The organism is Mesorhizobium sp. M1217 (assembly GCF_040318275.1).
In the GTDB taxonomy this organism is placed as follows: domain Bacteria; phylum Pseudomonadota; class Alphaproteobacteria; order Rhizobiales; family Rhizobiaceae; genus Mesorhizobium.
Genome location: NZ_JAMYMA010000006.1, coordinates 65,285 through 89,346 on the forward strand (window position 1 = coordinate 65,285; position 24,062 = coordinate 89,346).

At 63.2% G+C, this 24,062-nt stretch carries 24 protein-coding genes; 9 read left to right on the forward strand and 15 right to left on the reverse strand.

The features are described from left to right. Positions 1-183: 183 nt before the first annotated feature. A complete protein-coding gene (locus NKH37_RS11880; RefSeq protein ID WP_352589918.1) occupies positions 184-1,209 on the forward strand; it encodes a LacI family DNA-binding transcriptional regulator in 1,026 nt (341 codons plus the stop codon). Positions 1,210-1,218: 9 nt separating this feature from the next. On the opposite strand, the gene NKH37_RS11885 is transcribed toward NKH37_RS11880, so the two are convergent. Genes NKH37_RS11885 through NKH37_RS11910 form a run of 6 tightly spaced genes read right to left on the reverse strand, consistent with a single transcriptional unit; the run spans position 1,219 to position 7,706 of the window. Further along, positions 1,219-2,136, reverse strand: coding sequence for a ribokinase (locus NKH37_RS11885; protein WP_353003412.1), 918 nt, complete (start codon positions 2,134-2,136; stop codon positions 1,219-1,221). 31 nt (positions 2,137-2,167) lie between these two features. Further along, positions 2,168-3,043 carry a MurR/RpiR family transcriptional regulator gene (locus NKH37_RS11890; RefSeq protein ID WP_023721163.1) on the reverse strand — a complete coding sequence of 292 codons (876 nt, stop codon included), beginning with the start codon at positions 3,041-3,043 and terminating at the stop codon, positions 2,168-2,170. Beyond that, a complete protein-coding gene (locus NKH37_RS11895; protein WP_352855203.1) occupies positions 3,040-4,017 on the reverse strand; it encodes an ABC transporter permease in 978 nt (325 codons plus the stop codon). The genes NKH37_RS11890 and NKH37_RS11895 overlap by 4 nt, the downstream gene beginning before the upstream one ends. A gap of 16 nt (positions 4,018-4,033) precedes the next feature. Further along, positions 4,034-5,560: a sugar ABC transporter ATP-binding protein gene (locus tag NKH37_RS11900; RefSeq protein WP_352589909.1), complete on the reverse strand. Its 1,527-nt coding sequence runs from the start codon at positions 5,558-5,560 to the stop codon at positions 4,034-4,036. Positions 5,561-5,616: 56 nt separating this feature from the next. Further along, positions 5,617-6,675, reverse strand: a complete 1,059-nt coding sequence (locus NKH37_RS11905; protein WP_353003413.1) for a sugar ABC transporter substrate-binding protein — start codon at positions 6,673-6,675, stop codon at positions 5,617-5,619. A 41-nt stretch (positions 6,676-6,716) separates the two neighbouring features. Beyond that, positions 6,717-7,706, reverse strand: a complete 990-nt coding sequence (locus tag NKH37_RS11910; RefSeq protein WP_352482898.1) for a TIM barrel protein — start codon at positions 7,704-7,706, stop codon at positions 6,717-6,719. A gap of 246 nt (positions 7,707-7,952) precedes the next feature. Here NKH37_RS11910 and NKH37_RS11915 point away from each other — a divergent pair, with 246 nt between their 5' ends. Beyond that, positions 7,953-9,431 carry an esterase-like activity of phytase family protein gene (locus tag NKH37_RS11915; RefSeq protein ID WP_353003415.1) on the forward strand — a complete coding sequence of 493 codons (1,479 nt, stop codon included), beginning with the start codon at positions 7,953-7,955 and terminating at the stop codon, positions 9,429-9,431. 147 nt (positions 9,432-9,578) lie between these two features. Here NKH37_RS11915 and NKH37_RS11920 read toward each other — a convergent pair whose 3' ends face one another. After that, the gene (locus NKH37_RS11920; RefSeq protein ID WP_352481524.1) at positions 9,579-10,367 is read right to left on the reverse strand and encodes a L,D-transpeptidase; all 789 of its coding nucleotides are present in this window, start codon (positions 10,365-10,367) and stop codon (positions 9,579-9,581) included. A gap of 199 nt (positions 10,368-10,566) precedes the next feature. On the opposite strand from NKH37_RS11920, the gene NKH37_RS11925 reads away from it, so the two are divergent. Next, positions 10,567-12,039 carry an MATE family efflux transporter gene (locus tag NKH37_RS11925; RefSeq protein ID WP_353003417.1) on the forward strand — a complete coding sequence of 491 codons (1,473 nt, stop codon included), beginning with the start codon at positions 10,567-10,569 and terminating at the stop codon, positions 12,037-12,039. Between the two features lie 9 nt (positions 12,040-12,048). Here NKH37_RS11925 and NKH37_RS11930 read toward each other — a convergent pair whose 3' ends face one another. Beyond that, entirely contained in the window at positions 12,049-13,257 is a 1,209-nt protein-coding gene (locus tag NKH37_RS11930) for an MFS transporter (RefSeq protein ID WP_352815732.1), read from the reverse strand. A gap of 154 nt (positions 13,258-13,411) precedes the next feature. Here NKH37_RS11930 and NKH37_RS11935 point away from each other — a divergent pair, with 154 nt between their 5' ends. Next, complete coding sequence (locus NKH37_RS11935) at positions 13,412-13,987, forward strand: TMEM175 family protein (RefSeq protein WP_023721173.1); 576 nt, start codon at positions 13,412-13,414, stop codon at positions 13,985-13,987. 122 nt (positions 13,988-14,109) lie between these two features. Here the strand turns inward: NKH37_RS11935 and NKH37_RS11940 are convergent, their stop codons facing one another. Beyond that, complete coding sequence (locus tag NKH37_RS11940; protein ID WP_023721174.1) at positions 14,110-14,391, reverse strand: hypothetical protein; 282 nt, start codon at positions 14,389-14,391, stop codon at positions 14,110-14,112. 129 nt (positions 14,392-14,520) lie between these two features. Between NKH37_RS11940 and NKH37_RS11945 the strand changes: the two genes are divergently transcribed. After that, a complete protein-coding gene (locus NKH37_RS11945) occupies positions 14,521-15,384 on the forward strand; it encodes an SDR family NAD(P)-dependent oxidoreductase (protein ID WP_023721175.1) in 864 nt (287 codons plus the stop codon). A 41-nt stretch (positions 15,385-15,425) separates the two neighbouring features. Here the strand turns inward: NKH37_RS11945 and NKH37_RS11950 are convergent, their stop codons facing one another. From NKH37_RS11950 to NKH37_RS11960, 3 genes are all read right to left on the reverse strand, one after another. Further along, positions 15,426-15,857: a low affinity iron permease family protein gene (locus NKH37_RS11950; RefSeq protein ID WP_031194582.1), complete on the reverse strand. Its 432-nt coding sequence runs from the start codon at positions 15,855-15,857 to the stop codon at positions 15,426-15,428. A gap of 87 nt (positions 15,858-15,944) precedes the next feature. Beyond that, entirely contained in the window at positions 15,945-16,586 is a 642-nt protein-coding gene (locus NKH37_RS11955) for a DapH/DapD/GlmU-related protein (RefSeq protein ID WP_352481528.1), read from the reverse strand. Positions 16,587-16,683: 97 nt separating this feature from the next. Then, on the reverse strand, positions 16,684-17,172 hold the full coding sequence (locus tag NKH37_RS11960; RefSeq protein ID WP_353003419.1) for a CreA family protein: 489 nt from the start codon (positions 17,170-17,172) through the stop codon (positions 16,684-16,686). A 253-nt stretch (positions 17,173-17,425) separates the two neighbouring features. Between NKH37_RS11960 and NKH37_RS11965 the strand changes: the two genes are divergently transcribed. Both NKH37_RS11965 and NKH37_RS11970 read left to right on the forward strand, forming a co-directional pair. Continuing rightward, positions 17,426-18,004 (forward strand): SCO family protein, encoded by a 579-nt coding sequence (locus tag NKH37_RS11965; RefSeq protein ID WP_353003421.1) that lies wholly within the window; start codon positions 17,426-17,428, stop codon positions 18,002-18,004. 11 nt (positions 18,005-18,015) lie between these two features. Beyond that, positions 18,016-18,888, forward strand: a complete 873-nt coding sequence (locus tag NKH37_RS11970; RefSeq protein ID WP_023721180.1) for a 50S ribosomal protein L11 methyltransferase — start codon at positions 18,016-18,018, stop codon at positions 18,886-18,888. Between the two features lie 84 nt (positions 18,889-18,972). Here NKH37_RS11970 and NKH37_RS11975 read toward each other — a convergent pair whose 3' ends face one another. Continuing rightward, the gene (locus NKH37_RS11975) at positions 18,973-19,263 is read right to left on the reverse strand and encodes a hypothetical protein (RefSeq protein WP_353003423.1); all 291 of its coding nucleotides are present in this window, start codon (positions 19,261-19,263) and stop codon (positions 18,973-18,975) included. A 36-nt stretch (positions 19,264-19,299) separates the two neighbouring features. Between NKH37_RS11975 and NKH37_RS11980 the strand changes: the two genes are divergently transcribed. Then, entirely contained in the window at positions 19,300-21,144 is a 1,845-nt protein-coding gene (locus tag NKH37_RS11980) for an aminopeptidase P family protein (protein WP_353003424.1), read from the forward strand. On the opposite strand, the gene NKH37_RS11985 is transcribed toward NKH37_RS11980, so the two are convergent. Then, positions 21,134-22,024, reverse strand: coding sequence for a LysR family transcriptional regulator (locus NKH37_RS11985; protein WP_352589890.1), 891 nt, complete (start codon positions 22,022-22,024; stop codon positions 21,134-21,136). The two genes, NKH37_RS11980 and NKH37_RS11985, sit on opposite strands and share 11 nt — an antisense overlap. Before the next feature lie 114 nt (positions 22,025-22,138). Here NKH37_RS11985 and NKH37_RS11990 point away from each other — a divergent pair, with 114 nt between their 5' ends. Further along, positions 22,139-22,378: a hypothetical protein gene (locus tag NKH37_RS11990; RefSeq protein WP_352481531.1), complete on the forward strand. Its 240-nt coding sequence runs from the start codon at positions 22,139-22,141 to the stop codon at positions 22,376-22,378. A gap of 141 nt (positions 22,379-22,519) precedes the next feature. Here the strand turns inward: NKH37_RS11990 and NKH37_RS11995 are convergent, their stop codons facing one another. Further along, on the reverse strand, positions 22,520-24,037 hold the full coding sequence (locus tag NKH37_RS11995; RefSeq protein ID WP_023721185.1) for a winged helix-turn-helix domain-containing tetratricopeptide repeat protein: 1,518 nt from the start codon (positions 24,035-24,037) through the stop codon (positions 22,520-22,522). Positions 24,038-24,062: the final 25 nt, after the last annotated feature.

Below are 24,062 nucleotides of genomic sequence, written 5' to 3' on the forward strand. Positions count from 1 at the left end.
CCTCTCGGCCCCTCCAGACCGATCGTCACGGCGTTCACGGCAGGGCCGTGAATGTTTTTCCGTAAACGTTTACGAGAACACACCCGATGGCGTAGAATGTCAATCGGCCGATAGCGAAAAACGTGATGCCGGCTTGGCCTGAAGAGCAGCCGGTGCTAGCCAAGCAAGGGGGAGAACTGTCCTTTGGCGTCCAGCATTCACGACCTTGCGCGTCACCTGAACATTTCGATCGGCACGGTGTCGCGCGCGCTCAACGGCCGCGCCGACGTCAACGCCGACACACGCCAGCGCGTGCTCGATGCGGCCAAGAAGCTGAATTATTCGCCGAACCAGTCCGGCCGCAGTTTGCGGCGCGGCGCCACCCATTCGATCGCCTTCATGCTGCAGCCCCATCCGGGCGATCAGGAATATGGCGAGCCGTTCTTCATTCCGTTCCTGACCGGGTTGCAGGCCAAGCTCGCCGAAAGCGGACTCGACCTGATCGTGGTGATGGGCGCGCCGGGCGACTATCAGCAGGAGCGCCTGCGCCGTGTCGTCGAGACCCGGCGGGCCGATGCGGTGGTGCTGGCCTGGACGAGGCGCGAGGACGAGCGCATCGACTATCTGACCCAGGCCGGTTTCCCGTTCGCGACGCTCGGCCGCAGCCGCTCCGGCGGCGATGCCTACCCCTCGCTCGACCTCGACTTCGAAAAAGCCGGCGCTGACGCGGTCGATCGTCTCGTCGCGCGCGGTCACCGCCGCATCGCGGCCATCCGCCCGTCGCTCGACCTCAATTTCGGCTATCTGTTCCTCGCCGGCTATCGCAAGGCGTTGCGGCGGCACGGCATCGAATTCGACCCCGAGTTGATCGCCGACGGCTTCATCAACGAGGCCGGCGGCTACGCGGTGACACCGAAGGTCATGCGCTCCAAGGACCCGCCGAGCGCCATCATCTTCAACAACGACGCGATGGCGCTTGGCGGCTGCAAGGCTCTGGCCGAGGCGGGAATCAAGCCCGGCCACGACATCGCGGTGATCGTCATCGTCGACACGCCGCTCTGCCGCTATTTTTCGCCGGCGCTGACCGGCTTCCGCCCGGCGCTGGAGCCGATGGGCGAGCGGCTGGCCGAAATGCTGCTGGCATCGATTCCGGCCTTCGCCGGCACCGAAGGCGCCCGCATCATCCGCGAAGTCTGGCCGCTGGAGCTTATCGCGCGCGATAGCGATTGAGCGCGGCGGTCACTGAGCAGGCTCAGATTGATCAAGCCGGCCGCGCTCGCGCTCCGGCGTTGCGACCAGCAAGGCCGCTGCGGCATTGGCGGCGGCAAGTGCCGCCTCGACAGGCTGCCCACGCGCAAGCCCCGCCGCGAAGGCGCCGACGAATTCGTCGCCGGCACCGTGGGTGCTGATGACCTTCACCGGCATCGCAGGCAAGGCGAACGCCTGGCCGTCGCGGTCGCGATAGGCGACCCCCTCCCCGCCGGCGGTGACGATGGCAGCCGGGTAGGAACCGACGAGCATGCCGGCGGCCTTCGCAGCACCCTCGAGCGTGTCGACGACCGGAACGCCGGCCAGGAATTCCGCCTCGATGGCGTTGACGATGACGATGTCGGTGAGCGCGATCAGCTCGGCCGAGAGTTTGCGGGCGGGTGCGGCGTTGACGAGGACGCGGCCGCCATACGCCTTCACCGCCCGCGCCGCGGCGATATTGGCGGCTTCCGGCACCTCGTTTTGCAGCAGCAGCACCGTCGTTTGCGCGATCAGCTCGGCCGCCTCCGCAATGTCCTTTTCGCCGAGAGTGAGATTGCTGCCCGAGACGATCACCGCGCCATAGTCGCCGCTGTCGTCGAAAATCGCTACGCTCATGCCCGAGCCGGCGCCGGAAGCCTCCCGCACGGAGCGCCGGTCAACGCCCCAGCGATCGAGATTGTCGAGAAGCGCGCGGCCGAAATCGTCATCGCCGACAGCTCCGATCATTGCCGCACGCACGCCGGCCCGCGCTGCCGATACCGCCTGGTTGCCGCCCTTGCCGCCGCATTTTGGATGCCAGGCATGGCCGGTCACCGTTTCGCCCTTGCGTGGGCGATCGGGGGCTTCGACCATGATGTCGTAATGCAGGCTGCCGAATACGGTGACCAGCGGCGGGGAAGCCGTCATGTGCCTCTGACTTTCACGAGCGGCTTGCCTTTCATGAGTTCTTGTCTTTCCGTTTCGACGTCACCGCGGACATGGTGCGGCCGAGATTGCGCTCCGCCGCCTGGTAGTCGCGTTGCGCGACCGCCACGAACAGCGCGTCGAGGATGTTGAGTTGGGCAATGCGCGCCGCCGCGTTCTCGCCCATCAGCGGCGAGCCTTGCGCGGTCGAGCAGAGCACGATGTCGGCGACGGCTGCCAATGGTGAGTTGTCGTAATTGGTGATGGCCAGCGTGCGCGCGCCGCTTTTGCGCGCAAGTTGGATGGCGTCGATGACGGCGCTCGTGTTGCCGGAATGCGAGAAGCCGACAGCAATGTCGTCGGCGCCGAGCAGCGAGGCCGACATCAGCATCATGTGCGAATCGTCGTAAACGGAGGTGCGGATGCCGATGCGCAGGAATTTGTGCGAGACATCGCGTGCGATCTGCGCCGAACCGCCGACGCCGTAGAAATCGCGGTTCCTGGCGCGGTAAAGCAGATCGGCGGCGCGGTCGAAATCGTCCATGTCGAGGATGGCGAGCGTCTCCTCCAGCGCCTGGATGGAGGTGCGGAACACCTTCTGCACGATTTCGGCCGAGCTGTCGTCCACCGACAGCTCCTGATGCATCTCGGCGGTCGGCAGGCGGCTGTATTCATAGACCGCCGTGCGAAAGTCACGATAGCCGGAAAAACCCAGCTTCTTCGCGATCTTGACCACCATCGCCTCCGAGACGCCGGCCTCCTCTGCGATCTGCTTGAGCGGGATAGTCTCGTCGAAGCCGCGCCTGCCGAAGACGGTTTCCACCACCTTCGCCTCGAGCGGCGTCAGATGCGGCATCATCATGCGGATGCGCGGTCCTACTGCTTTCAGATCCAGCCCGGTCAATGTCATCCACGTCCCCTCGTCACGCGATCGATAAGCATCGCGGCGAGGATTATAAGGCCAGTTGCCAGGAGCTGATAGAAGGACTGCACGTTCATCAGCGTCAGGCCATTGCGCATGCTGCCAAGGATGACGGCACCCAGGATTGTGCCGACGACGCTGCCCTTGCCGCCCATCAGCGAGGCACCGCCGATCGCCGCCGCTGCTATGGCGTCGAGCTCCCAGAGATTGCCGAGAATGGGTTCGGCCGCACCCAACCGGCCGATCAGGATCTGTGCGGCAAGCGCCGCCAGCAGGCCCGAGATCATATACGCGGCGATCTTGGTGCGGGCGATCGGCACGCCGGCTATATAGGCCGCTTCCTCATTGCCGCCGACGGCGAGCAGATATTCGCCGAACGGCGTCTTCTTGAGGATGATCCAGGCAATCAGCGCGACCACGGCCACGATAATGACCGCCAACGGCAATCCGAACAGCGAGCCATTGAAGATGGCACGGAAGCCGGCAGGCAGGCCGAGCACCGGATTGCCGCCGGTATAGATCAGCGCCAGCGCCCGGTAGGTGCTGAGCGTTCCCAGCGTGACGATGAAGGGCTGCAGCCCGACATAGGCGACCAGCACGCCGTTGAGCAGGCCGCAGGCAAGGCCGATGGCGAAGCCGGCGGCGATGGCCAGCGGAAACGGCACGCCGGCAACCAGCATCGAGGCCGAGATGACTGCCGAAAGAGCTGCCGTCGGCCCGACGGACAGATCGATGCCGCCCGAGATGATGACCAGCGTCATGCCCAACGCCAGGCAGGCATTGATGCTCGACTGCTGCAGGATGTTGATCAAATTGCGCTCGGCAAAGAAGCCGGGGACCAGCGCCCCGAAGACAGCGAGGATCACCACCAGGCCGATCAGCGTGCCAGCGTCGCGCACCGAAAACCGGTGCAGGAAATCTGCGCTTGGACGCGCTGCTGTGTGTTGGGTTATATCGGTCATCCGCTGGTCCTGTCCGTTATGCACCGGCCCGACGGCCTTGCGCCTTGCCGGCCTCAATCTCCGTTTGGGGTATGGCATGCGCGGCGATCGCCTGTTCGCTGAGACTTGCGCGGCCCAGTTCGGCGGCGACCGTGCCGTCGCGCATGACCAGCACCCGGTCGGCGAGCCGGATCACCTCGGGCAACTCGGACGAAACGACGATTGCCGAATGGCCTTCGGCGGCGAGCTCCTCGATCAGGTGGTAGATCTCCGCCTTGGCGCCGACATCGATGCCGCGCGTCGGCTCGTCGAACAGAAGGATCCGCGTTCCCGCCGCCAGCCAGCGGCCGATGATCGCCTTCTGCTGGTTGCCGCCGCTGAATAGGCGGATCGGCCGGTCGAGCAGGAACGGTCTGAGATTGACGCGTTTCATCTTCTCGGCTGCCACGCGCTTCAGCCGGCGGTGGTCGATGACGCCGCGCGGCGCGAACACGCCCATCGACGCCAGCGCCATGTTGCTGGAGATCGACCGCAACGGCACGATGCCTTCGCGCTTGCGCTCCTCCGGCACAAGGCCGATGCCGGCGGCGATGCCGCCGCGCGGACTGGAAAGTTTTATCGCCTTGCCGTCGATCTCCATTGTGCCTGATGACGCCCGGTCGGCGCCGGCCAGCAATCGCAGCAGCTCGGTGCGGCCCGAGCCGACCAGGCCGGCAATGCCCAGCACCTCGCCGCGATGCAGGTCGAACGAAACGTCATGGACCTTGGTCGCCGAGGCCAGGCCACGCACGCTCAGCCTGATCTCGCTGGAAGCATGCGAGCGGTGCTGTTCCTGCGCAAGTTCGCGGCCGACCATCATCGAAACGACGGCCTTTTCCGACACCTGCGCGAGATCAACGGTTTCGACCACGACACCGTCGCGCATGATGGTGGCGCGCTGGCAGATGCCGAACACCTCATCCAGCTTGTGCGAGACATAGACGACCGTGACACCGTCGCGCGCCAGGCCCGCAATCACTTCGGCCAGCCGTTCGAACTCGCTCGGCGTGAGGCTCGATGTCGGCTCGTCCATCGCCACGATCCTGGCGCGGTCGAGCAGCGCCCGGGCAATCTCGACGATTTGCCGCTGCGCCACCTTCAGCGAGCCAAGCGGGGCTGCCGGATCGATGGTCGGGTCGATGGCGGCCAGGGCTTCCGCAGCGCGGCGCTCCTGCTCGCGCCGTGCGACGAAGACGCCGCCGCGCGTCAGCGGATGGCCCAGGAACATGTTCTGGGCAACGCTGAGACGTGGCACCTGCTGTAATTCCTGATGGATCATCGCGACGCCCGCGGCCCGCGCCTGGACCGGGTTGTTCAGCGTCACCGGCCTGCCGTCGATGAAAACGCTTCCCGCTGTCGGCCGGTAGACGCCCGACAGGATGCGCAGCAGCGTCGACTTGCCGGCGCCGTTCTCGCCAAGCAGGCCATGGATTTCGCCGGCGCCGACCGAAAAGGACACGTCGCTCAGCGCCCGCACGGCCGGAAACAGCTTGGAAATGCCCTCGAATTGCAGCCGCGCTGACATTGCTTCGGTTCTCCAAGCAAGGGTGCCGACCCAAGGCCGGCACCCGCCGCCCTGCTCTATTGGCCTGCTGCCGCGTCCTCGAGCAGCGCTTTGCGCACGGCGTCGCCGCCGCCCGAGTAACGGTCGGCATTGTCCTTGGTGATCAGCGCCTGCGGGGTGGCAACAACACGCGGCAGCTTCTGCCCAGCCACCAGTCGCAGCGCCGATTCCAGCGCCACCTCGCCGGTCAGCACCGGGAAGCTGTCGACGGTACCGGTCAGCTCGCCGGCCCGGATCGAGGCATAAGCGTCGGAAATCCCGTCGGTGCCGAAGACGGCCACCTTGTCCTGCAGACCGGCCGCCTTGACCGCTTCGACGATGCCCAGCGCCATGCCGTCATTATTGGCATAGAAGCCGATCAGGTCGGGGTGCTGCTGCAGGATGTTGGTGGCCGCGTCGTAGGAGGTCTGGCGATCCCAGTTGCCCGGCACGCTGGCGACGACCTCGAACTTGCCGGTTTCAGTAATTGTGGTCTTGAAGCCGTCGGTGCGCTGGACGGCGGCGTAGACGCCAGCCTGGCCTTCGACGATGGCAACCTTGCCGCCATCCGGCCGGTTCTTGATGAACCATTTGGCGACACGCACACCATTGTCGCGCTGGACATTGCCGACATAGTACTCGGCCTGCGGGATGACCGCGTCATTGACGTTGACCACCGGCACGTTGGCGGCCCTGGCCTGTTCCATGATCGGCTGCAAATTGGAGTCGGTCTGCGGTGAAACGAGCAGCACGTTGTAGCCTTGCGTGACCAGGCCTTCGGCGATGGTGAGCTGGCCGAGCTGGTCGCCCTCGCTCTGCGCCGCCTGGTAGACGACGGGCACGCCGATGCGGTCGCCGAACGACTTGTAGCCCTCACCCAGCGAGCGCCAGTATTCGTTGGTCAGCGTCTTGGAGACCGCACCCGCCTTGGTGCCCTCGGGCAGCTTGGGGAAAGCCCCGAACTTGGCCTCGAGCTGCGACCAGTCGATGCGATCCTTCTCGGTGTCGGAATTGAGCGGCGCGAGATCCGCGGAAAACACCGAGCCGATGGACAGCGTCATCAGGGCAGCGGTAGCGGTGACGAGCAGAAATTTCATGGTCTTTCCTCCCTTGTTGAAAAACGGTGATGGCGCCGGCCTCAGCTGTCCGGCCCGAGCATGGCTTCCTGGATGATGGCCTGCGACGCGACCGCGTCCTGACGATCGACGGCGGCTGACAGGCGGTTGTCCTTTTCCAGCCGCTCGACGACGCGCAGCATGCGCTTGACGGTGGCGATGTTGACTTCGCATTCGTGGACGGGATCGAGCCCGGTCATGTCGGGGAACGTGTCGAAGTAGATGGCCCCGGCATAGCCGTCGCGGCGGATCTGCCTGAGCAGCTCGATCGTCTGCAGCGTGTGCACGGCACCGACCATCAGGCCGTCGTCGCGCTTGGCGTAGCCGTCGTTGAGGTGCACGCCGAGCAGCTTGCTGTGCCGTGCTATGAGGGCGGCAGCGAAAGCCGGCTGCTCGTCGGCATAGAGCACGTGAGCGAAATCGAGCGTCACGCCGAGATTGGGCAGGCCGATCTCGCGGATCGCCAGCAATGTCGTCGCCGCATCGGGCATCAGGCTGTAGGAGCGCGGCTCGTTGGGTTTGTATTCAAGGCTAATCTGGCAGCCCGGATCATGCGCCGCTACTTCACGAATGCCATCGATTTCGTGCTGCCAGAGTGTTGCGTAGTCAGCCTGGAAGGCGTAGTCGAAGCCATCCTGCCCGAGCCACAATGTCATCAGGCTGGCGCCGGCCTCGCGCGCGGCGTCGATGCCGGCCTTGGTCAGGTCGATGGCCTCGCGGCGAACGGAAGGATCCGGATTGGTGAAGGCGCCGAGCTTGAAGGCCGGATTAGAGTAGTAGCGCATGGCGAAGCCATTGATGGAAAGCCCGAGATCGCTGAGTTTGCGCGCCATTTCCGCAGGTTTTTCATCGACATGATCGGGGAAGTTGAGGTCGAGATCGGTCAATTCCGCAACCTTCGCCGCACGCGCCGCCATTTGCAGCATGGACGGTTTACCAACAAGATCAGGCCACTCGGCCTGTGGCCGCGAGGCAAAGGAATTGAGGCGGGTGGCGAAACGACAGACTGTCATCGGTGACCTTTCATTGTCATAACTTCACCCAAGAATGGTTATTTGTAAAGTTGTTAATTGCTCTTTCGATAGCAACGATTCGCCATGCACAGGCCAGTTGCGACCACACGAGGCCAGGCAAGCGCAGCACTGTCACGCAAGTATCATGTTCGCGTCCTAGATCGCTTCTCCGAAGGCTTTCGCGGCATTCTCGATGCGACGCGGCGCTTTTCAGATCCCGGCAGCTTTGTCTCAAAGAGGATATCCATGAAAAACCTGCACCGAACCGCGCCCCTCGCTGTCGCGCTCGCGATGTTCACCGCCTTGAGTCCGGCCTTGGCAGAAAACGCCGCGACCGTCGGCGGCGCCAACTTCGTCAACAAGGGCCTGGTCGGCGTCGGCCGCATCCCGGCCAGCCAGAAAGACAGGTTCGGCGAGACATTTGGCTCCGGCTCGGGCATGGCGATTGACGCTGCCGGCTGGACGCATGGCGCCGATGGCTACAAGGGCTCGCTATGGCTGCTGCCGGACCGCGGCTACAATGTCGTCGGCACCACCGATTACCGTCCGCGCCTCAACACGATCGCCCTCGAGTTCGCCCCGATCGCGCCGGGTGCAGTGCCAGCCGCCGGCCAGGAACAGTCGGGCCTCAAGGCAACGCTAGCCGACACCATGCTTTTGACCGACGACAAGGGCATCGATGCAACCGGCCTAGATCCGCTCAACGGCGTGCGCGCAGCGACCGACGACATGCCGATCCTGCCCGAAGCCAACGGCAAGCTCGCGCTCGATAACGAGGCGATCGTGCGGCTGCCCGACGGCACCATGTTCATCTCGGACGAATATGGTCCGAACATCTACCACTTCTCCGCCGATGGGCGTCTGATGTCGGCAACGCAGCCACCGGCGGCGCTTGTCCCGATGCGTCATGGAACGCCGAACTTCGCGTCCAACAATCCGGGACCTGGCGCGGCAGACCCAGATCCGAAGGATCCCGAAACCGGCCGCCAGAACAACCAGGGCCTCGAAGGCATGGCACTGACGCCCGACGGCAAGTTCCTGATCGCGGTGCTGCAATCGGCCCCCAGGCAGGATGGCGGCGATTCCGCTTCGACGCGCCAGAACACGCGCGCGCTGGTCTACGATGCCTCGGATCCGGCCCAACTCAAGCTTGCGCATGAATATGTTGTGCCGCTGCCGGTGTTCACCGATGCCAAGGGCAAGACCAAGATTGCCGCGCAGAGCGAAATCGTGGCTCTGTCGGACAAGACCTTCCTGATGCTGGCGCGCGACAGCGGCAACGGCCAGGGGGTGAAGGGCGACACCTCGCTCTATCGCGAGATCAGCGTCGTCGATGTGTCGGCGGCAACCGACATCGCCGGCACCGAGTTCGACAAGGACAAGCCGGTTGCGCCCAAAGGTGAGCTCGATCCCTCGGTGACGCCGGCCAAGCTGACGCCGTTCATCGACATCAACGACAAGACCGAGCTCGGCCGCTTCGGGCTGCACAATGGCGCGCCCAATGACCGCAACAACCTTTCGGAGAAGTGGGAGGCGATGTCGGTGGTGAGCGTCCTCGATCCAACACGGCCCGACGACTATTTCCTGTTCGTCGCCAACGACAATGACTTTCTCACCCAGGACGGCTTCCAGGTCGGCGCGGCCTACAAGGCCGAAGATGGCGCCGATGTCGACACGATGTTCCTGGTCTATCAGGTCACGCTTCCAGGCCTCGCCGGGAAGTAGCGACACCCCCAGGCAGGCGGACGCGCCGAACGCGTCCGCCTGCCTAGCACGATCGAACGGTCGGGCCCTTCAGTTGCGGCTCGCCGGCACAAGGATTGTGTTCTAGTGGGTTTGCAAAACCTAAGACTGACGATCCGTCGAAGGCACTTACCTCAACATCTCCGCGTCCTTTGGCACGCCCGCATCGATCGGCTCGGCCGTCCTGTCCGACACGGCGGCGATCTTCCCGGCGGCCGACAGGTTCGGGCGCACGAAGACCGGCGCGACGCCGTCGACGCGGCTGTAGAGGTCGATAATGTCCTGATTCATGAAGCGCACACAGCCGGAGGAAGCGTTCTTCCCGATGGAATCCCACTCCGGCGTGCCGTGCAGCCGGTACATCGTGTCCTTGCCGTCGCGGAAGAGATATAGCGCGCGTGCGCCCAGCGGGCTGTGCGGGCCGGGCGGCATGCCGTCCTTGTATTTCGCCAGTTCCGGCCGGCGCTGGATCATCTCTGGCGGCGGCGTCCAGACCGGCCACTTCTTCCTCGCCTGAACCACAGCGCTGCCGGTCCATCCGAAACCGGCCTTGCCGAGGCTGACGCCATAGCGAATTGCCTTGCCGCCGTCGCGCACCAGATAGAGGAAGTGCTCGGAGGTATCGACGACGATCGTGCCGGGTTTTTCTCCGGTCGGATCGGACACGATTTGGCGCACGAATTTCGGATCGACCTTGGCTACCGGGATTGCCGGCAGTTGATAGCCCTCGTCGACGCGCGCCGCATACATACTTGCGGCATCGCCGAAAGCCGGATCGCTTGGCGCCGCGGTCACTGGCGGCGCCGCTACGTCCGTCGTGGTGCACGCCGAAAGAGCCACGGAGGCCGCGCCCAAAGCGGATGCACCAAGAAACGCACGCCGGTTCAGGCGCTCAAAAAACAGCGGAATATCGGACATGAACCCCCGGCTTGCCCATGAGATCCAGGAAAGATGCGGCCCCACGCGTGCAGGATCAATATACGATTCCGGAAGCTTTGAGAACATGATTGGATCAAGGCACGCCAGGCGGAATTCGCAACGCTGCGTCGACCTGTCTCGTTAAATCGGCAATCATTGCGGACCGGACTCAAGATAAGCCTTCGCCGAGTTGCCTGCCATGGACGACAAGATGCCCGCACGCCGGCGGACCAGCGACCTCACCAGTGGACCTATCCCGCGTACATTGCTGCTGTTCGCCCTGCCGGTGCTCGGCTCCAATGTTCTGCAGTCGCTCAACGGCTCAATCAATGCCGTCTGGGTCGGTCGTTTCCTCGGCGAAGCGGCGCTGACCGCCACGTCCAATGCCAACCTCGTGCTGTTTCTCATCCTCGGCACCGTCTTCGGCATCGGCATGGCGGCGACCATCCTGGTCGCGCAATCGGTCGGCGCCCGCGATCTGCCCGAAGCCCGCCGCATCGTCGGCACCAGCGCCACCTTCTTCTTCCTTGTCTCGGTGGTGTTCGCGGTCTGCGGCTGGATCTGGGTCGATACAATCCTCAATGCGCTCGGCACGCCGGCCGATGCGTTGCCGCTGGCGCGCTCCTATCTGCGTATCATTTTTCTCGCCGTACCGATGATGAACCTGCTGTCCTTCGTCATGACGGTGCTGCGCGGCGCCGGCGATTCGCGCACGCCTTTCCTATTCATGGCGCTGGCCGTCGTGCTCGACGTCATTTTGAACCCGTTGCTTATTCTCGGCATCGGCCCGTTCCCCGAACTCGGCATCGCCGGCTCGGCCACCTCGACGCTGATCGGCCAGACGGTAAGCGTGCTTGCCATCCTGATCGTGCTTTATGCGCGCAAGCACCCGCTGCGGCTGGCCGGCGCCAATCTTGCTCTGCTGCGGCCGGACCCGGCGCTGCTGCGCATTGTCGTCTTCAAGGGCGTGCCGATGGGCCTGCAGATGATCGTCGTCTCGTCCGCGGCGCTGACTGTGACGGGCATGGTCAATGCCTACGGCTCGCAGGTCGCGGCTGCCTACGGCATAGCCGCCCAGCTCTGGACCTATATCCAGATGCCGGCGCTCGCCATCGGCGCCGCGGTCTCGTCCATGGCGGCGCAAAATGTCGGCGCCGGGCGCTGGGACCGGATCGGCCGCATCGCCGCGTCCGGCGTCGGCTTCAACCTTGTGCTTACCGGCGTGCTTGTCGCGCTGCTGTTCGTATTCGATCGCGCGGTGCTCAGCCTCTTCCTCAGCAGCGACAGTGCAGCGATCGACATCGCCACTCACATCAACAAGGTCGCATCCTGGTCCTTCATCCTGTTCGGCATCACCATCGTGCTCTTCGCCACTGTGCGTGCCACGGGCGCGGTGATGCCGCCGCTGATCATCCTGGTGATCTCGGTACTTCTGGTGCGCACCAGCTTCGCCTATTTCTTTCGAAGTGCGATCGGTGAGGAAGCGTTGTGGTGGAGCTTTCCGGCCGGCTCGATAACCTCGCTCGTGCTGGCCACGGCCTATTATCGCTTCGGCCGTTGGCGCAGCGTGCACATGATCGAGAGCCGGCCGGCTGCCGGCGAACCGCCGGATACCGGCCTCGGCGTGCCGCGCCAGCGCGCGCATCTTTCGCCCGAGACGCCGAACGGCTGAAAGGCCGGCTCAGCGCGCGTATTTCGCGCCAAACCCGAGCGCCACCAGGGAAAAGACGACAATCATGCCGGCAAAGGCCAGGCTCGCCACGGTCGCGCTTGCCACGGTCGACAGGATGCCGATGCCGATGACCGGCAGCGCGTTGCCGCAAAAACAGCAGATGAAGAAGGCCGATACCACTTCGGCGCGCCGGTCCGCCGGCGCGATCTCGTTCACCACTTGCAAGCCGCCGCGATAGCCGAGCGCTGCCGACACGCCACACAGAGCACTTGCGGCGACCATGATGGCCATCGAGGCGAAGACCTGCGCCGCAACGATCAGTGCGACGCTGGGGATCATCAGCGCAAGTGCCGCAAACATCGCGGCCCGGCTCGAAAGACGCGTCGTCGCCACAATGGTGCCGGCCGCCACGATCGACAATTCAAAGAACAGAGCGCCGGCTACCGCATGGTTGGCTACCTGCAGTTGCTGCGCCAGGATGCTCGGCGCGAGTGCCGCATAAAAGCCGACGAGCGCCATCGCGCCAAAGCCGGTCACCGCCGGCGCAACGAAATTTGCGCGGATGTCATCAGGCACGGAAAGCCGCGGCCGCATCGAGACGTCAGCCAGTTTTCCCGGCCGCGAAACGGTTTCCTGCGTACGCCAGATCAGCAGGGTTACGATCGCTAGCATCGCCAGGTGGACGACGAATATCAGCCTGAGCGGCCAAGGTGCGTATTCTGCGAGCAACCCGGCCCCCAGCGCACCAATGCCGAGGCCGAGAAAATTGGTGCTGGTGGCAATCGTCGCCGCCTGTGACTTGTCGTTGGCCGAGAGCAATTCGGCGAGCCAGGCCGTCCCAGTCCCGGCGCCGACGCCAATTCCCAATCCGCTCAAAATCCGGGCGATGTCGAGCCACGCGACATTTTCTGCGAACAGGAAAAACACCGCGCTGACGACGGCCACCGCCATCCCGGCCAATGCCATCGGACGGCGCCCGATAACATCGGACACACGGCCCAACATCAGCAGCGCTGCCAGATTGCCGATGACATAGACGGCGTAGACCAGCGTCAAAGTGATCTGCGAGAAGCCGAAGACCTGCTTGTAGATGATGTAAAGCGGCGTCAGCGCCGTGCTGCCGGCGAAAAGAGCCGCGATCATGGCAGCCACGGCAGCCGCTGCGGCGCTGCCGCCGAGTTCGTGATCGCGCGTCATGACTTGAGCGTGAGCTGTCATTTTTCGACCTTTTGCTGTTCGGGATCTGACACCAAACGCCTTTTTCGCGTCAGCCGTTCCCCCTTCCCGACTTGCTCCTGACAAGTTTGGCAGCTTTGCCGATGGCGCTGAGCGAGATCCTCTTTTAACCTCAGCGGATTGTCAGGGGAGATTCATGGGCAAAGGACGGGTCGAGGCATTCACCGATGGCGTGGTCGCCATCATCATCACCATCATGGTGCTGGAATTGAAGGTGCCGCATGGCGAGGATTTTTCCGCGCTGGCACCACTCTGGCCGATATTCCTCAGCTATGTGCTGTCCTTTATCAATGTCGGCATCTACTGGAACAATTTGCACAACATGTTCCATACCGTGCAGCGGGTTGACGGCCGCGTGCTGTGGGCGAACCTCAACCTGCTGTTCTGGCTATCGCTGATGCCGGCGACGACAGCCTTCATGGGTGAGAACCATTTCGCGCCCGTGCCGGTCGCCGTCTATGGCGTCGACCTGGCGCTCTGCGCCATCGGCTTCAACATCCTCACCATGGCCCTGCATCGACTGCACAGCAGCGAAACCCTTTTCGCCAGGGCATTGGGCAATGACCTCAAGGGAAAGATCTCGCTGGCCCTCTATATCGCCGCCGTCGCACTGACCTTCGTCAATCACTGGATCGGTGTCTCGATCTATGTCCTGGTAGCGCTGATCTGGTTAGTGCCGGACAGGCGCTTCGAGCGGCTAATCGAGAAATAGACAGACCATGATCCCGAACCGAAGGACCGCGTCAGCGAAAAGTGGATGCCGGTTTTCGGAAAAGATCATGGTCCAACGAGAAGATAGAGCCCATCCCGAATTTTATCGGGATGGAACAGGCTCTAGCCTCGCATTTCCTTCAGCTTTTCCGCTACCGAGGCGGCAAGGTCGGCGTAGCGCTCCTCCAGCCGCTCGGCCGCCTTGATCACTGAAAAATCATGGCCGAACTTTTCCAGCGCCATACGCAGCTTTTCGACGAACTCCGCCTGTTTTTCGAGCGCCGAAAAAAGCGTTTTCACTTGCGCTTCGCTGATGTCGGGATTGGCAAGCATTTGCGGCACTTCGCGGCTCATCTGGTCGCCGGTTGCGGTCTGTTCTTTCAGGATCTCGATCCAGTCGGTCAATCGTCAGTCTCCTTTTTCGATATCAGCATGCGCAGCGCCCGCCGACGCGGTCAACCCGAAGATACCGGCATCGGCTTGCGCGAGCCTCGTTCCGCGCTAAGTTCGCCGCGGCCAGAACAGGAGAAAATCATGACCACCAACGCCGAGATCCAGACCGCCCTGCCCGCACTTGCCTCCGGTAATGTCGCCGTCATCACCGGCGCGGCCAGCGGCATCGGCCTTGCCGCGGCCAAACGACTAGCGGCGATGGGCATGAAGATCGTGCTGGCCGACATCGGCGGCGCACGCCTCGATGAGGCCCGACACGCCGTCGCCGCCATCGCCGGCGAGAGCGCCGTGCTTGCCGTTGCAACTGACGTCTCGAAAGCCGACGAGCTCGACCGACTGGCCGAACGGACATTCGGCGCCTTCGGCGACGTCTCGCTGCTGATGAACAATGCCGGCGTCGGCAACAACCCCGGCAAGCCCTGGGAGAACCGCGAGGCCTGGAAGCAGTTGCTGGACATCAATTTCTGGGGTGTCATCCATGGCGTCGAGGCCTTTGCGCCGCGCATGCTGGCGGCGGGAAAGCCGGGTCTGATCGTCAACACCGGCTCCAAGCAAGGCATCACCACGCCGCCCGGCAACCTCGCCTACAACGTCTCCAAGGCTGGCGTGAAGACCTATACCGAGGGCCTTGCACACGCGCTGCGCAACGAGCCCGGCGCCAATGTCGCGGCGCATTTGCTCATTCCCGGGTTTACCTTTACCGGCCTGACCGAAGGTGCGACCGAAAAGCCGGCCGGCGCCTGGACCGGCGAGCAGGTCATCGACTTCATGCTGGCCTCGGTGCTGCGTGGCGATTTCTACATCCTGTGTCCCGATAACGAGGCGACCCGGTCCATGGACGAAAAGCGCATGGCTTGGGCGATTGGCGACATCATCGAGAACCGCCCTGCCCTGTCGCGCTGGCACCCGGACTACAAGGAAGCCTTTGCAGCATTCATGAAATGATCCGGCGAACGTCGCGCAGGAACCCGGACAACAGAGCTCCCTCACGCCGAAGCGTGCTTCTTCGCGTTGCGCTTCTTGGCCACGGCTTTGGGTGCGGCCATGTCGGCAACCTGTTCGTCGTGCCGCTTCGCCGCGCGTTCACATTTGGCCCGGATTTCCTCGACTTCGGATTCGGTCAGGTGCTCGATGCCGATAAAGGTATTCTTGGCTTTGCTGACGCGGATCAACTCGTCGAGCTTGGCCTGGATCGCTGCACTGTCGCGGTTCTGGGTGTTCTGGATGAGAAACACCATCAGGAAGGTGACGATCGTGGTGCCGGTATTGATGACGAGCTGCCACGTGTCGGAAAAGCCGAAGACCGGACCGCTTGCCGCCCAGACCACAATGATCAGGAAACAGACGGCAAACGTCGGCGGCAGACCGGCAAGATGGGCGATATGGTTGGCGATCCTGGTGAACAGCTTTTCGATCATGGCAGGGAGAAACAATCGGCAACTGCTTCGAGTTCCCTGCGAGGAGGAATTCACGGTCAAACAGCGCACGCGCCGCGCTCGCAACGATCAGGCGGCGTCGTTTTCCCAGCGGTCGAGGAAAGCCTCGATAGGCAAGGCCTGCATGTCGGGGACTGCCCTGGCCAGTTTCTCGACCGGCCAGTCCCACCAGGCAAGACGTTCGATCCGTGCCGCAGTTTCCGCGCTGAAGCGCTGGTACAATGGCCTGGCCGGAACGCCAGCGACGATTGCATAGGCCGGCACGTCGCGCGTCACCACCGCGTTGGCACCGACGATCGCGCCGTTGCCGATCACTATGCCAGGCATGATCACCGCGCCATGGCCGATCCAGACATCATGGCCGATGCTGACGGCTTTCGCCCGCCGTCGGTTGCGGAACGCCTGATCGACACCCAGCCAGCGGAAGTACTCGTTGGGCCGGTAGCTGATCTTGTGTTGCGTCAGCCGCTCGACCGGATGTTCCAGCGCATTGATGCGGCTGTTGGCGGCAATCGAGCAGAATTTGCCGATCGTCGTATAGATCGCTTCAGCGTGGCGCTCGAAGTAGGAGAAATCGCCGACCGTCACCTCGCGTAGGATGACCCGCTCGCCGATCGACGCATAGCGTCCAAGCTTGCACGCCTTCAGCTCCGCCGTCGGATGGATGCGCGGCTCGGGATCTTTCAGGACAAGGTGTTCGGGACGGTCCATGCGCGCGCTTTACGCCGGCACGCATAGTCTCGCAAGCCGACTGCGGCGCCCGCGCGTGCGTTTGGTTGCGTCAAGGACCCTGTAGCACCTTCAGTCTCTATTTCGGCTTGCCGCTGGTCCACACCACGTTCTGGCCGTAGAGCGGCACGGTGGTGACCGACATCTTTGCCGAGCCATCCTGCACCTGGCGCGAATGCGACAGGTAGATCAGCGTCTCGTTGGCCTTGTCGTAGATGCGGTTCACCACCTGCTTTTTCCAGATCAGGCTGATGCCTTGCTTGAACACCTCCTCGCCGGCCTCGCTCTTGTCGATGTCGCCAATGGTGATCGGCCCGGTCTGGCGGCACGAGATCGAGGAATCGGACGGGTCCTCGAACCAGTTGCCTTTCTGCAGGCGGTCGATCATCCCGCGGTCGAAATAGGAGACGTGGCAGGTCACGCCCTCGACCTTCGGATCCTTGATCGCCTCGACGATGATGTCGTTGCCGAGCCAATCGACGCCGACCTTGCCGACTTCCTCGGCGGCGGCCGCGCCGGCGCCAATGACCAGGCATGCAGCCAACGCGCCGCCAATCAATTTTCGCAAAGAGGCCTCCTGCGGTTCGAATTTTGCCGACCTCAGGTGGGACGAACGGCAGCGCTTTGCAAGCAGATCGCCTTCCCACTGGATTGCCGGTTGCGGCAACGCGACATCTTTGCGCGTGCTGTCCTGAGCATTATAGGTGTTGCGTTTAGTGAGAACGGAGTGGCACTTAACGTGTCGTCGTTTGCAGACCCCGTACTTTTCATTGCTTTCCGTTCAAGAGCAGCATCCTAAAATGTACAGTGACGCCTCCCCTATGATGCGCTTTATCCTTGTCGGCATCCTCGTGCTAATGGCAATTGGGATCGGTGCTCTAACCGTCAAATCGTATTTTCCCTACTACAGCGGCAAGCCGTACGGCGAGCCTTTCACGCTGGTCGACCAGAAGGGCGCGCCGGTCACCGAAGCCACCTTTCGCGGCCACCCCAGCGTCGTCTTCTTCGGCTTCACGCATTGTCCGGAAGTCTGCCCGACCACGCTTTTCGAGTTGGCCGGCTGGCTGAAGACGATGGGCGACGACGGCAAGAACCTGCGCGCCTATTTCGTTACGGTCGACCCGGAGCGCGACACGCCCGAAATCATGAACACCTATGTCAGCAATTTCTCCGATCGCATCCTCGGCATCACCGGCGATCCCGACAAGGTCCACGCCATGGCCAAGTCCTTCGGTATCTACTGGAAGAAAGTCGACACGAACGACGGCGACTACACGATGGACCACACCGCTTCGGTGCTGCTGCTCAATGCCAAGGGCGATTTCGCCGGCACCATTGCCTATGGCGAAAGCCCGGACGCCGCCATCGCCAAGCTCAAACGGCTGGTGGCGGAAGGTTGACATATCCGGTAATGACGCAGACGCGTTTGTATTTCACCGCGGGCAAGATCGAGGCTGATCGCATCTTCGCGGCGCTCGGTGCGGCGTTCGACGATGAGGGCCTGCCGGTTGCGGTGCTCGAGGTCGACGAGGACCGCGACATCCACGAAGTATCGCTCTATGCGGACGACAACGTCGATGCGGTCGAGGCGCGGCTTAGGGACATCCTTGCCGGACTGTCGCTGTCGAAATCGATAGAGCGCGAAGCGCTGCCCGACATCGACTGGGTGGCGCGCTCGCTGGAGGGGTTGAAGCCGGTGCGGGCCGGGCGCTTCTTCGTCCACGGCGCGCATGACCGCAGGAAGCGCCACAGCGGTGAGCTCGCCATCGAGATCGAGGCCGGCCTTGCCTTCGGCACCGGCCATCACGGCACCACCGCCGGCTGCCTCGAAATGCTGGAGCAGGTCATAGAGCGCGAGCATCCGCGCAACGCGCTCGACCTTGGCACCGGCAGCGCGGTGCTCGCCATCGCGGTGGCCAAGCTCGCTCATATTCCAGTGCTGGCGACCGACATCGACCCGGTCGCCGTCAAGGTGGCCGCCGCCAATGCGCGGCTGAACCATGTCAAGGCGCTCATTGAAACGGTGGCTGCACCCGGTTTTCATCATCCGATCTTTGCCGCGCGTGCGCCCTTCGACCTGATAATTGCCAATATATTGGCGCGGCCGCTGATGCGGCTGGCGCCGCAAATGGCCGGGCATATCGCGCGCGGTGGCTCGATCGTTTTGTCAGGCATTCTCGAGCGCCAGCGCGACGCGGTGATCGCGGCCTATGTCGGCCAGAAATTCCGGCACGTCCGCACCTTGCACCGCGAAGGCTGGGTGACGATCCATCTCAAGCGCTGAGGCGCCGCGCCTTCAACGCATCCGCTCGGACCTAGCGAGGGTTCGCCGCTTTCTTCAGCTCTTCGCGATCGTAGCCGTGAGCTTTCAGCGTTCGTCATCAAAGCCAAGCAAAACGCCGCTCACATACCGGCTCGCTTCGCGCTGGCGAGCTTCGATCAGCGCGTTCACAGCGCTTCTGAAAAATCCGCGTCTGGCTGAAATCGTGGACGTGATGGTCTCCTTTGCAGGCAATAAGACACGTTCCTCCACGTTAAGAAGGTAAGCCTTGCTGACGCTTTTTGAAATCGCCGATTCTGCATGGCCTCCATGCGCAAAAAGAGGCTGTCGCGACCAGGCATGATCGTTCCGAAAATCGATTCCGATTTTCGAGGTCATGCGCTACGGTCGCGCCAGCATTCGAGGAGAGCCCACATGTTCCAGACCTTCGATTCCGCCGGCGATCCGGCCGTTGGCAAGCCGCGCGTGGCAATGCTACGCCAATGGTTGGCGGCGAATGGGCTGGACGGCTTCATCGTGCCCCGCGCCGATGAGCACCAGGGCGAATATGTCGCCGACCGCTCGGCACGGCTGAAATGGCTGACCGGCTTCAGCGGCTCGGCCGGCGTCGCCATTGTGCTTGGCAAGCGCGCCGCCATGTTTGTCGACGGGCGCTACACGCTGCAGGTGCGCCAGGAGGTCGATCTCGACATCTTTTCGATCGAGAGCCTTGTCGACAACCCGCCGGCCAACTGGATCAAGGACAATCTCGGCAAGGGCGTGCGGTTGGGCTTCGATCCATGGCTGCATACGATCAGCGACGTCAAGGCGCTGAAGGCCTCGGCCGAGAAGTCCGGCGCGATACTGGTGCCGCTCGAACAAAATCCGATCGACGCCATTTGGCAGGACCAGCCCGGGCCGCCACTGGCGCCGGTCGAGATCCACCCGATCGGCTTTGCCGGCGAACTGGCCAAGGACAAGCTGGTCCGGCTGGCGGCAGCCATCGAGAAGGACGGCGCCACCCATGCCGTATTGACCGACCCCTCCTCCATCGCCTGGACCTTCGACATCCGTGGCGGCGACGTACCGCACACACCGCTGGCGCTCGGCTTTGCCGTGCTCGCCGCCGACGGATCGCATCTGCTTTTCATGGACCAGCGCAAGTTCTCACGCATCGTCGCAGCCTATCTGACGCAGCTCGCCGAATTGCACGAACCCGGTGAATTCGAAACGGCGATCGTCACCTTGGCCAAGGGCGGTGCAAAAATCGCGCTGGACCCCGCTCTGGCGGCGGAGAAGCTCAGCATGCTGGTCGAGGACAATGGCGGCACCGTCACTGCCGCACCGGATCCGGCCCGCATCCCACGCGCAACGAAGAACAAAGCCGAGATCGCCGGCGCCCGCGCCGCGCATCGCCGTGACGGAGCCGCCGTCGCCAAGCTGCTGTGCTGGCTCGACCGTCAGGAACCCGGCACGCTCGACGAGATCACCGTTGTCACCAGGCTCGAGGAGACGCGCCGGCAAACCGGCGACGAAACACAGATGCCGCTGCGCGACGTCTCGTTCGACACAATCTCCGGCGCTGGTCCCAACGGCGCCATCATGCACTATCGCGTCTCCCGCGCCACCAATCGCAAACTGGAGCATGGCGACCTGTTCCTGCTCGATTCCGGCGGACAGTACCAGGACGGCACCACCGACATCACCCGCACAGTGCCGATTGGCGCGCCGACGGAAGAGATGCGCGAGCGCTTCACGCTGGTGCTGAAAGGCATGATCGGCATATCCATGCTGCGCTTTCCACTGGGCACGCGCGGCTCCGAACTCGATGCCGTAGCGCGCCTGGCGCTATGGAGACACGGCTGCGATTTCGCCCATGGCACCGGGCACGGTGTCGGCTCCTATCTTGCCGTACATGAGGGCCCGCAGCGTATCGCCAAGACCGGCACCGAAAAATTGCTGGCCGGCATGATCGTCTCCAATGAGCCCGGCTATTATAAGGAAGGTTCTTACGGCATCCGCATCGAAAATCTTGTCCTGGTCACTCCGGCTGAGATGGTCGAAGGCGGTGACATCGCCATGCATGGCTTCGAGACGCTGACGCTGGCGCCGATCGACAAGCGGCTGATCCGGTCGGATCTGTTGACGCGTGACGAGTTGCATTGGCTCGACGAATACCACGCGCGGGTGCTGGCCGAGATCGGACCGATGCTCGACGGCGAGACGCTGGCCTGGCTGGAAAAGGCAACCGCCCCGCTGCCGCACGACTTCAAGCAATAGCGGCGGCGGCAACGCCGGTTGACAGGCTTTGCTCCGCAAGCAGTTCTTGCAAAGCCGTGACGTTGGGAGAACCGGCTCCCTTGCGCCAGAACAACACCGTGACGGCGTTGTCTTCGTCAGAGGGCAGTTCGTGCAGCTTTAGCCAGCGGCTCTCCGGGAAACCCGAAAGCACACTTTTAGGCATCAGCGCTATGCCCATGCCAGCCACCACGCAACCAAGGATGGCATGGTATGAACCAAGCTCGATGGTTTTCTCGGCCATGAACCCTCTGCGCGCGTACCATTGTTCCAGCCGCTTGCGGTGCGGGCAGCCGTGCTCGAAGGCTATCATGGTTTTGGGCATGTCCAGGCGGTCGTCGATCGAAACGCGCGATGCCGCCGAGACAATGATCAGCTGCTCCTGGAATGCGGGCAGCTTTTCGAACGGAGCGTCGGCGATGGGCTCGGCGGCGAACGCCGCATCGAGCTCGCCGGCAAGCATGGCGGTCGCGAGAACCTGAGGATTGCCGGTGCGCAACTGGATTTCCACTTCGGGATAACGTGCGTGATAGTCGGCGAGCAGACTTGGAAGCCGGGCCGCGGCGGTGCTCTCCATGGCACCTAGGCGAAGCGTGCCGCGCGGGCGTGGATCGAGCATCGCCGTTCGCGCCTCCTCCGCAAGCGCCAGCAGCCGATCCGCATAGCCGACCAATTTGTGACCGGCCGGCGATACGTGCAGGCGCTTGCCCTCCCGGATAAACAGCTGCACGCCGAGATCCTCCTCGAGCTGCCGGATGCGTGTGGTCACGTTCGATTGCACGCGAAACAGTTTTTCCGCTGCCCTGGTGATTCCGCCCTCGCGCACCACCGTGCGGAAGATGCGCAGATCGGCCAAATCCATACATCTCTCCTGGAGAACGTAACGATCTTAATTATTCATTTTAGCTGATTAGCCCTTTCCCGTAAATCGTCGGTGTAGCTGCCTATCAAAACGGCAAACCAGGGGGAGATGGAAATGTCGCCCGAGCCCTTCGGCATCCAGCCGATCGATCTAAGCGCATTGACGCCAAAGCAGCGTGAAGCGCTCTATAGCGGCGCCGTGCGGCGCGCCCACCAGGAGAGAGCGGAGGCGATCCGGCTGAGCCTGTCGCAGGTCGCGTCGATATTCAAGAAACCTGCTGGCTGGGCAGGAGCTATTACATGGTTTGCAGCGCAGATGAGCGCTGCGGCGAAGCCGCACGATCAGAAGTGGTGATTTTCGCAATGGCGGTGGGTCGGCTATCGACCGGACCCCAGCATCACCCTGAGTGCGAAGCCGACCTGGCTTGTGCTGCCCAACAACTGCGTGACCGACATCACACAGACGACGCCAATCTGCAGGGGATTGACCGCAGCCTTACTGCTGCCAACCGGCTTTCTTCAACAGATCCGCCATCTGGTCTGCCCAATGTGGATTGCGCAGCCTGAGCGGCGCCAAGGCATCGCCTGTAGGGTTCTCCATCTCCCGCATCAGTTCGACGCAAGATCTTGCCTCCGGCAGACGGCCAAGCGAGACGTAGCAGCAGGCGAGTGTTTCATAGGTGGGTCGCCACGTGGGACCGACCTTGCGAGCCTCAATCGCCGCGACGAGCCCCTCGTTTGCCTGCCCCGCAAATAGATAAGCGAGCGCCAGGACATTAAACCAGACGAAGTTCTGCGGATCGTACCGGTTCAACATAAGGCCGTGTTCGAGCGGCGCTATCGCTTCGGATGCGCTGCCGCGGAAAAGCTGCCCCATTCCCATAGCCAGATGACCAAGGGCGAAACTTGGGCTGATCTCGATCGCTCTTTCCGCAGCAAGAACGGCTTGTTCCTGCGCATTGGCATATATGCTGCAGATGGCGAGCGCATAATGCGAATAGGGATTTTTCTCGTCGAGCCGAACCGCCTTCAGGGCTGCATCCAGGCCTTCTCGGATATCCTGTGCCGGCTTGTCGCTCCAGCCGTAAGCGACGATGCCGGCGCTCACCCGACCGAGCCAGAGATGGGCCTCTGCGAGTTCAGGATCGAGCTTGCACGCCAGCCGAAATAACTCGCGGCCACGCAAGTGAGTTTGACGGCCGACGTGGTGAAAATGCCAGGTACCTTGCCGCACCAGGTCCCAGGCCGTCGCATTTCCGCTGTTGCGTCCAACGGCTGGGAGCGACTCCGTCTTGAGCAGTTCGGGTTCGATCGCACCAGCCACCCGCTCGGCTATGGCATCCTGGACGGCGAACGCCTCCGTCAGTTCCATCTCGTATCGTTCGGCCCAGATCTGATTGGCCGAGGCGGCATCGACCAGTTGCGTCGAGACCCGGATCTGCTGGCCGGACCGGCGCACACTTCCTTCCAAGACATAACGGGCGCCAAGCTCGCGGGCCACCTGTTTGGAGTCGACCGACTTGTCCTTATAGACGAAGCTGGAATTGCGCCCGATCACCCGGAACCATCGGAACCTTGTCAGCGCGGTGATGATGTCCTCGGTGATGCCGTCAGCCAGATAGGCCTGTTCCCTGTCGCCGCTGACATTGGCGAACGGCAACACCGCAATGGACGCCCTTTCGGAGAGACCCGCCAGTTGGCTCGGAAGCGCATCGTCTGCAGCGGGGTCAAGCACATGAACACTGCCGGCGAAGCGATATCCGGTGCGGGGGACGGTGGCGATCCATTCGCTGCCGTCCGGCTGCGGGCCGAGTAGCTTGCGCAGGGCGGCAATCTGCACCGAAAGATTGCTTTCCTCGACGACGGCATCGGACCAGGCGGCCTCCATGAGGGCCGTCCTGCTCAGCGCCTGCGTCGGTGCCTCCACCAGGGCCTGAAGCAACGACAAGCCTTTTTGCCCGACCGCAACTGGCTTGCCCTCGCGAACAAGCGTCCCGCGCAGCAGGTCGAGCACGAACGGCCCGAACGCGAAGCGTCGC

Coding starts and splice junctions, on each gene's coding strand:
- NKH37_RS11885 (WP_353003412.1), bottom strand. CDS start 2,136: ATGACGGCTTCCCCGCCGCTGGTCACCGTATTCGGCAGCCTGCATTAC.
- NKH37_RS11890 (WP_023721163.1), bottom strand. CDS start 3,043: ATGACATTGACCGGGCTGGATCTGAAAGCAGTAGGACCGCGCATCCGC.
- NKH37_RS11895 (WP_352855203.1), bottom strand. CDS start 4,017: ATGACCGATATAACCCAACACACAGCAGCGCGTCCAAGCGCAGATTTC.
- NKH37_RS11900 (WP_352589909.1), bottom strand. CDS start 5,560: ATGTCAGCGCGGCTGCAATTCGAGGGCATTTCCAAGCTGTTTCCGGCC.
- NKH37_RS11905 (WP_353003413.1), bottom strand. CDS start 6,675: ATGAAATTTCTGCTCGTCACCGCTACCGCTGCCCTGATGACGCTGTCC.
- NKH37_RS11910 (WP_352482898.1), bottom strand. CDS start 7,706: ATGACAGTCTGTCGTTTCGCCACCCGCCTCAATTCCTTTGCCTCGCGG.
- NKH37_RS11915 (WP_353003415.1), top strand. CDS start 7,953: ATGAAAAACCTGCACCGAACCGCGCCCCTCGCTGTCGCGCTCGCGATG.
- NKH37_RS11920 (WP_352481524.1), bottom strand. CDS start 10,367: ATGTCCGATATTCCGCTGTTTTTTGAGCGCCTGAACCGGCGTGCGTTT.
- NKH37_RS11925 (WP_353003417.1), top strand. CDS start 10,567: ATGGACGACAAGATGCCCGCACGCCGGCGGACCAGCGACCTCACCAGT.
- NKH37_RS11930 (WP_352815732.1), bottom strand. CDS start 13,257: ATGACAGCTCACGCTCAAGTCATGACGCGCGATCACGAACTCGGCGGC.
- NKH37_RS11935 (WP_023721173.1), top strand. CDS start 13,412: ATGGGCAAAGGACGGGTCGAGGCATTCACCGATGGCGTGGTCGCCATC.
- NKH37_RS11945 (WP_023721175.1), top strand. CDS start 14,521: ATGACCACCAACGCCGAGATCCAGACCGCCCTGCCCGCACTTGCCTCC.
- NKH37_RS11950 (WP_031194582.1), bottom strand. CDS start 15,857: ATGATCGAAAAGCTGTTCACCAGGATCGCCAACCATATCGCCCATCTT.
- NKH37_RS11955 (WP_352481528.1), bottom strand. CDS start 16,586: ATGGACCGTCCCGAACACCTTGTCCTGAAAGATCCCGAGCCGCGCATC.
- NKH37_RS11965 (WP_353003421.1), top strand. CDS start 17,426: ATGATGCGCTTTATCCTTGTCGGCATCCTCGTGCTAATGGCAATTGGG.
- NKH37_RS11970 (WP_023721180.1), top strand. CDS start 18,016: ATGACGCAGACGCGTTTGTATTTCACCGCGGGCAAGATCGAGGCTGAT.
- NKH37_RS11975 (WP_353003423.1), bottom strand. CDS start 19,263: ATGACCTCGAAAATCGGAATCGATTTTCGGAACGATCATGCCTGGTCG.
- NKH37_RS11980 (WP_353003424.1), top strand. CDS start 19,300: ATGTTCCAGACCTTCGATTCCGCCGGCGATCCGGCCGTTGGCAAGCCG.
- NKH37_RS11985 (WP_352589890.1), bottom strand. CDS start 22,024: ATGGATTTGGCCGATCTGCGCATCTTCCGCACGGTGGTGCGCGAGGGC.
- NKH37_RS11990 (WP_352481531.1), top strand. CDS start 22,139: ATGTCGCCCGAGCCCTTCGGCATCCAGCCGATCGATCTAAGCGCATTG.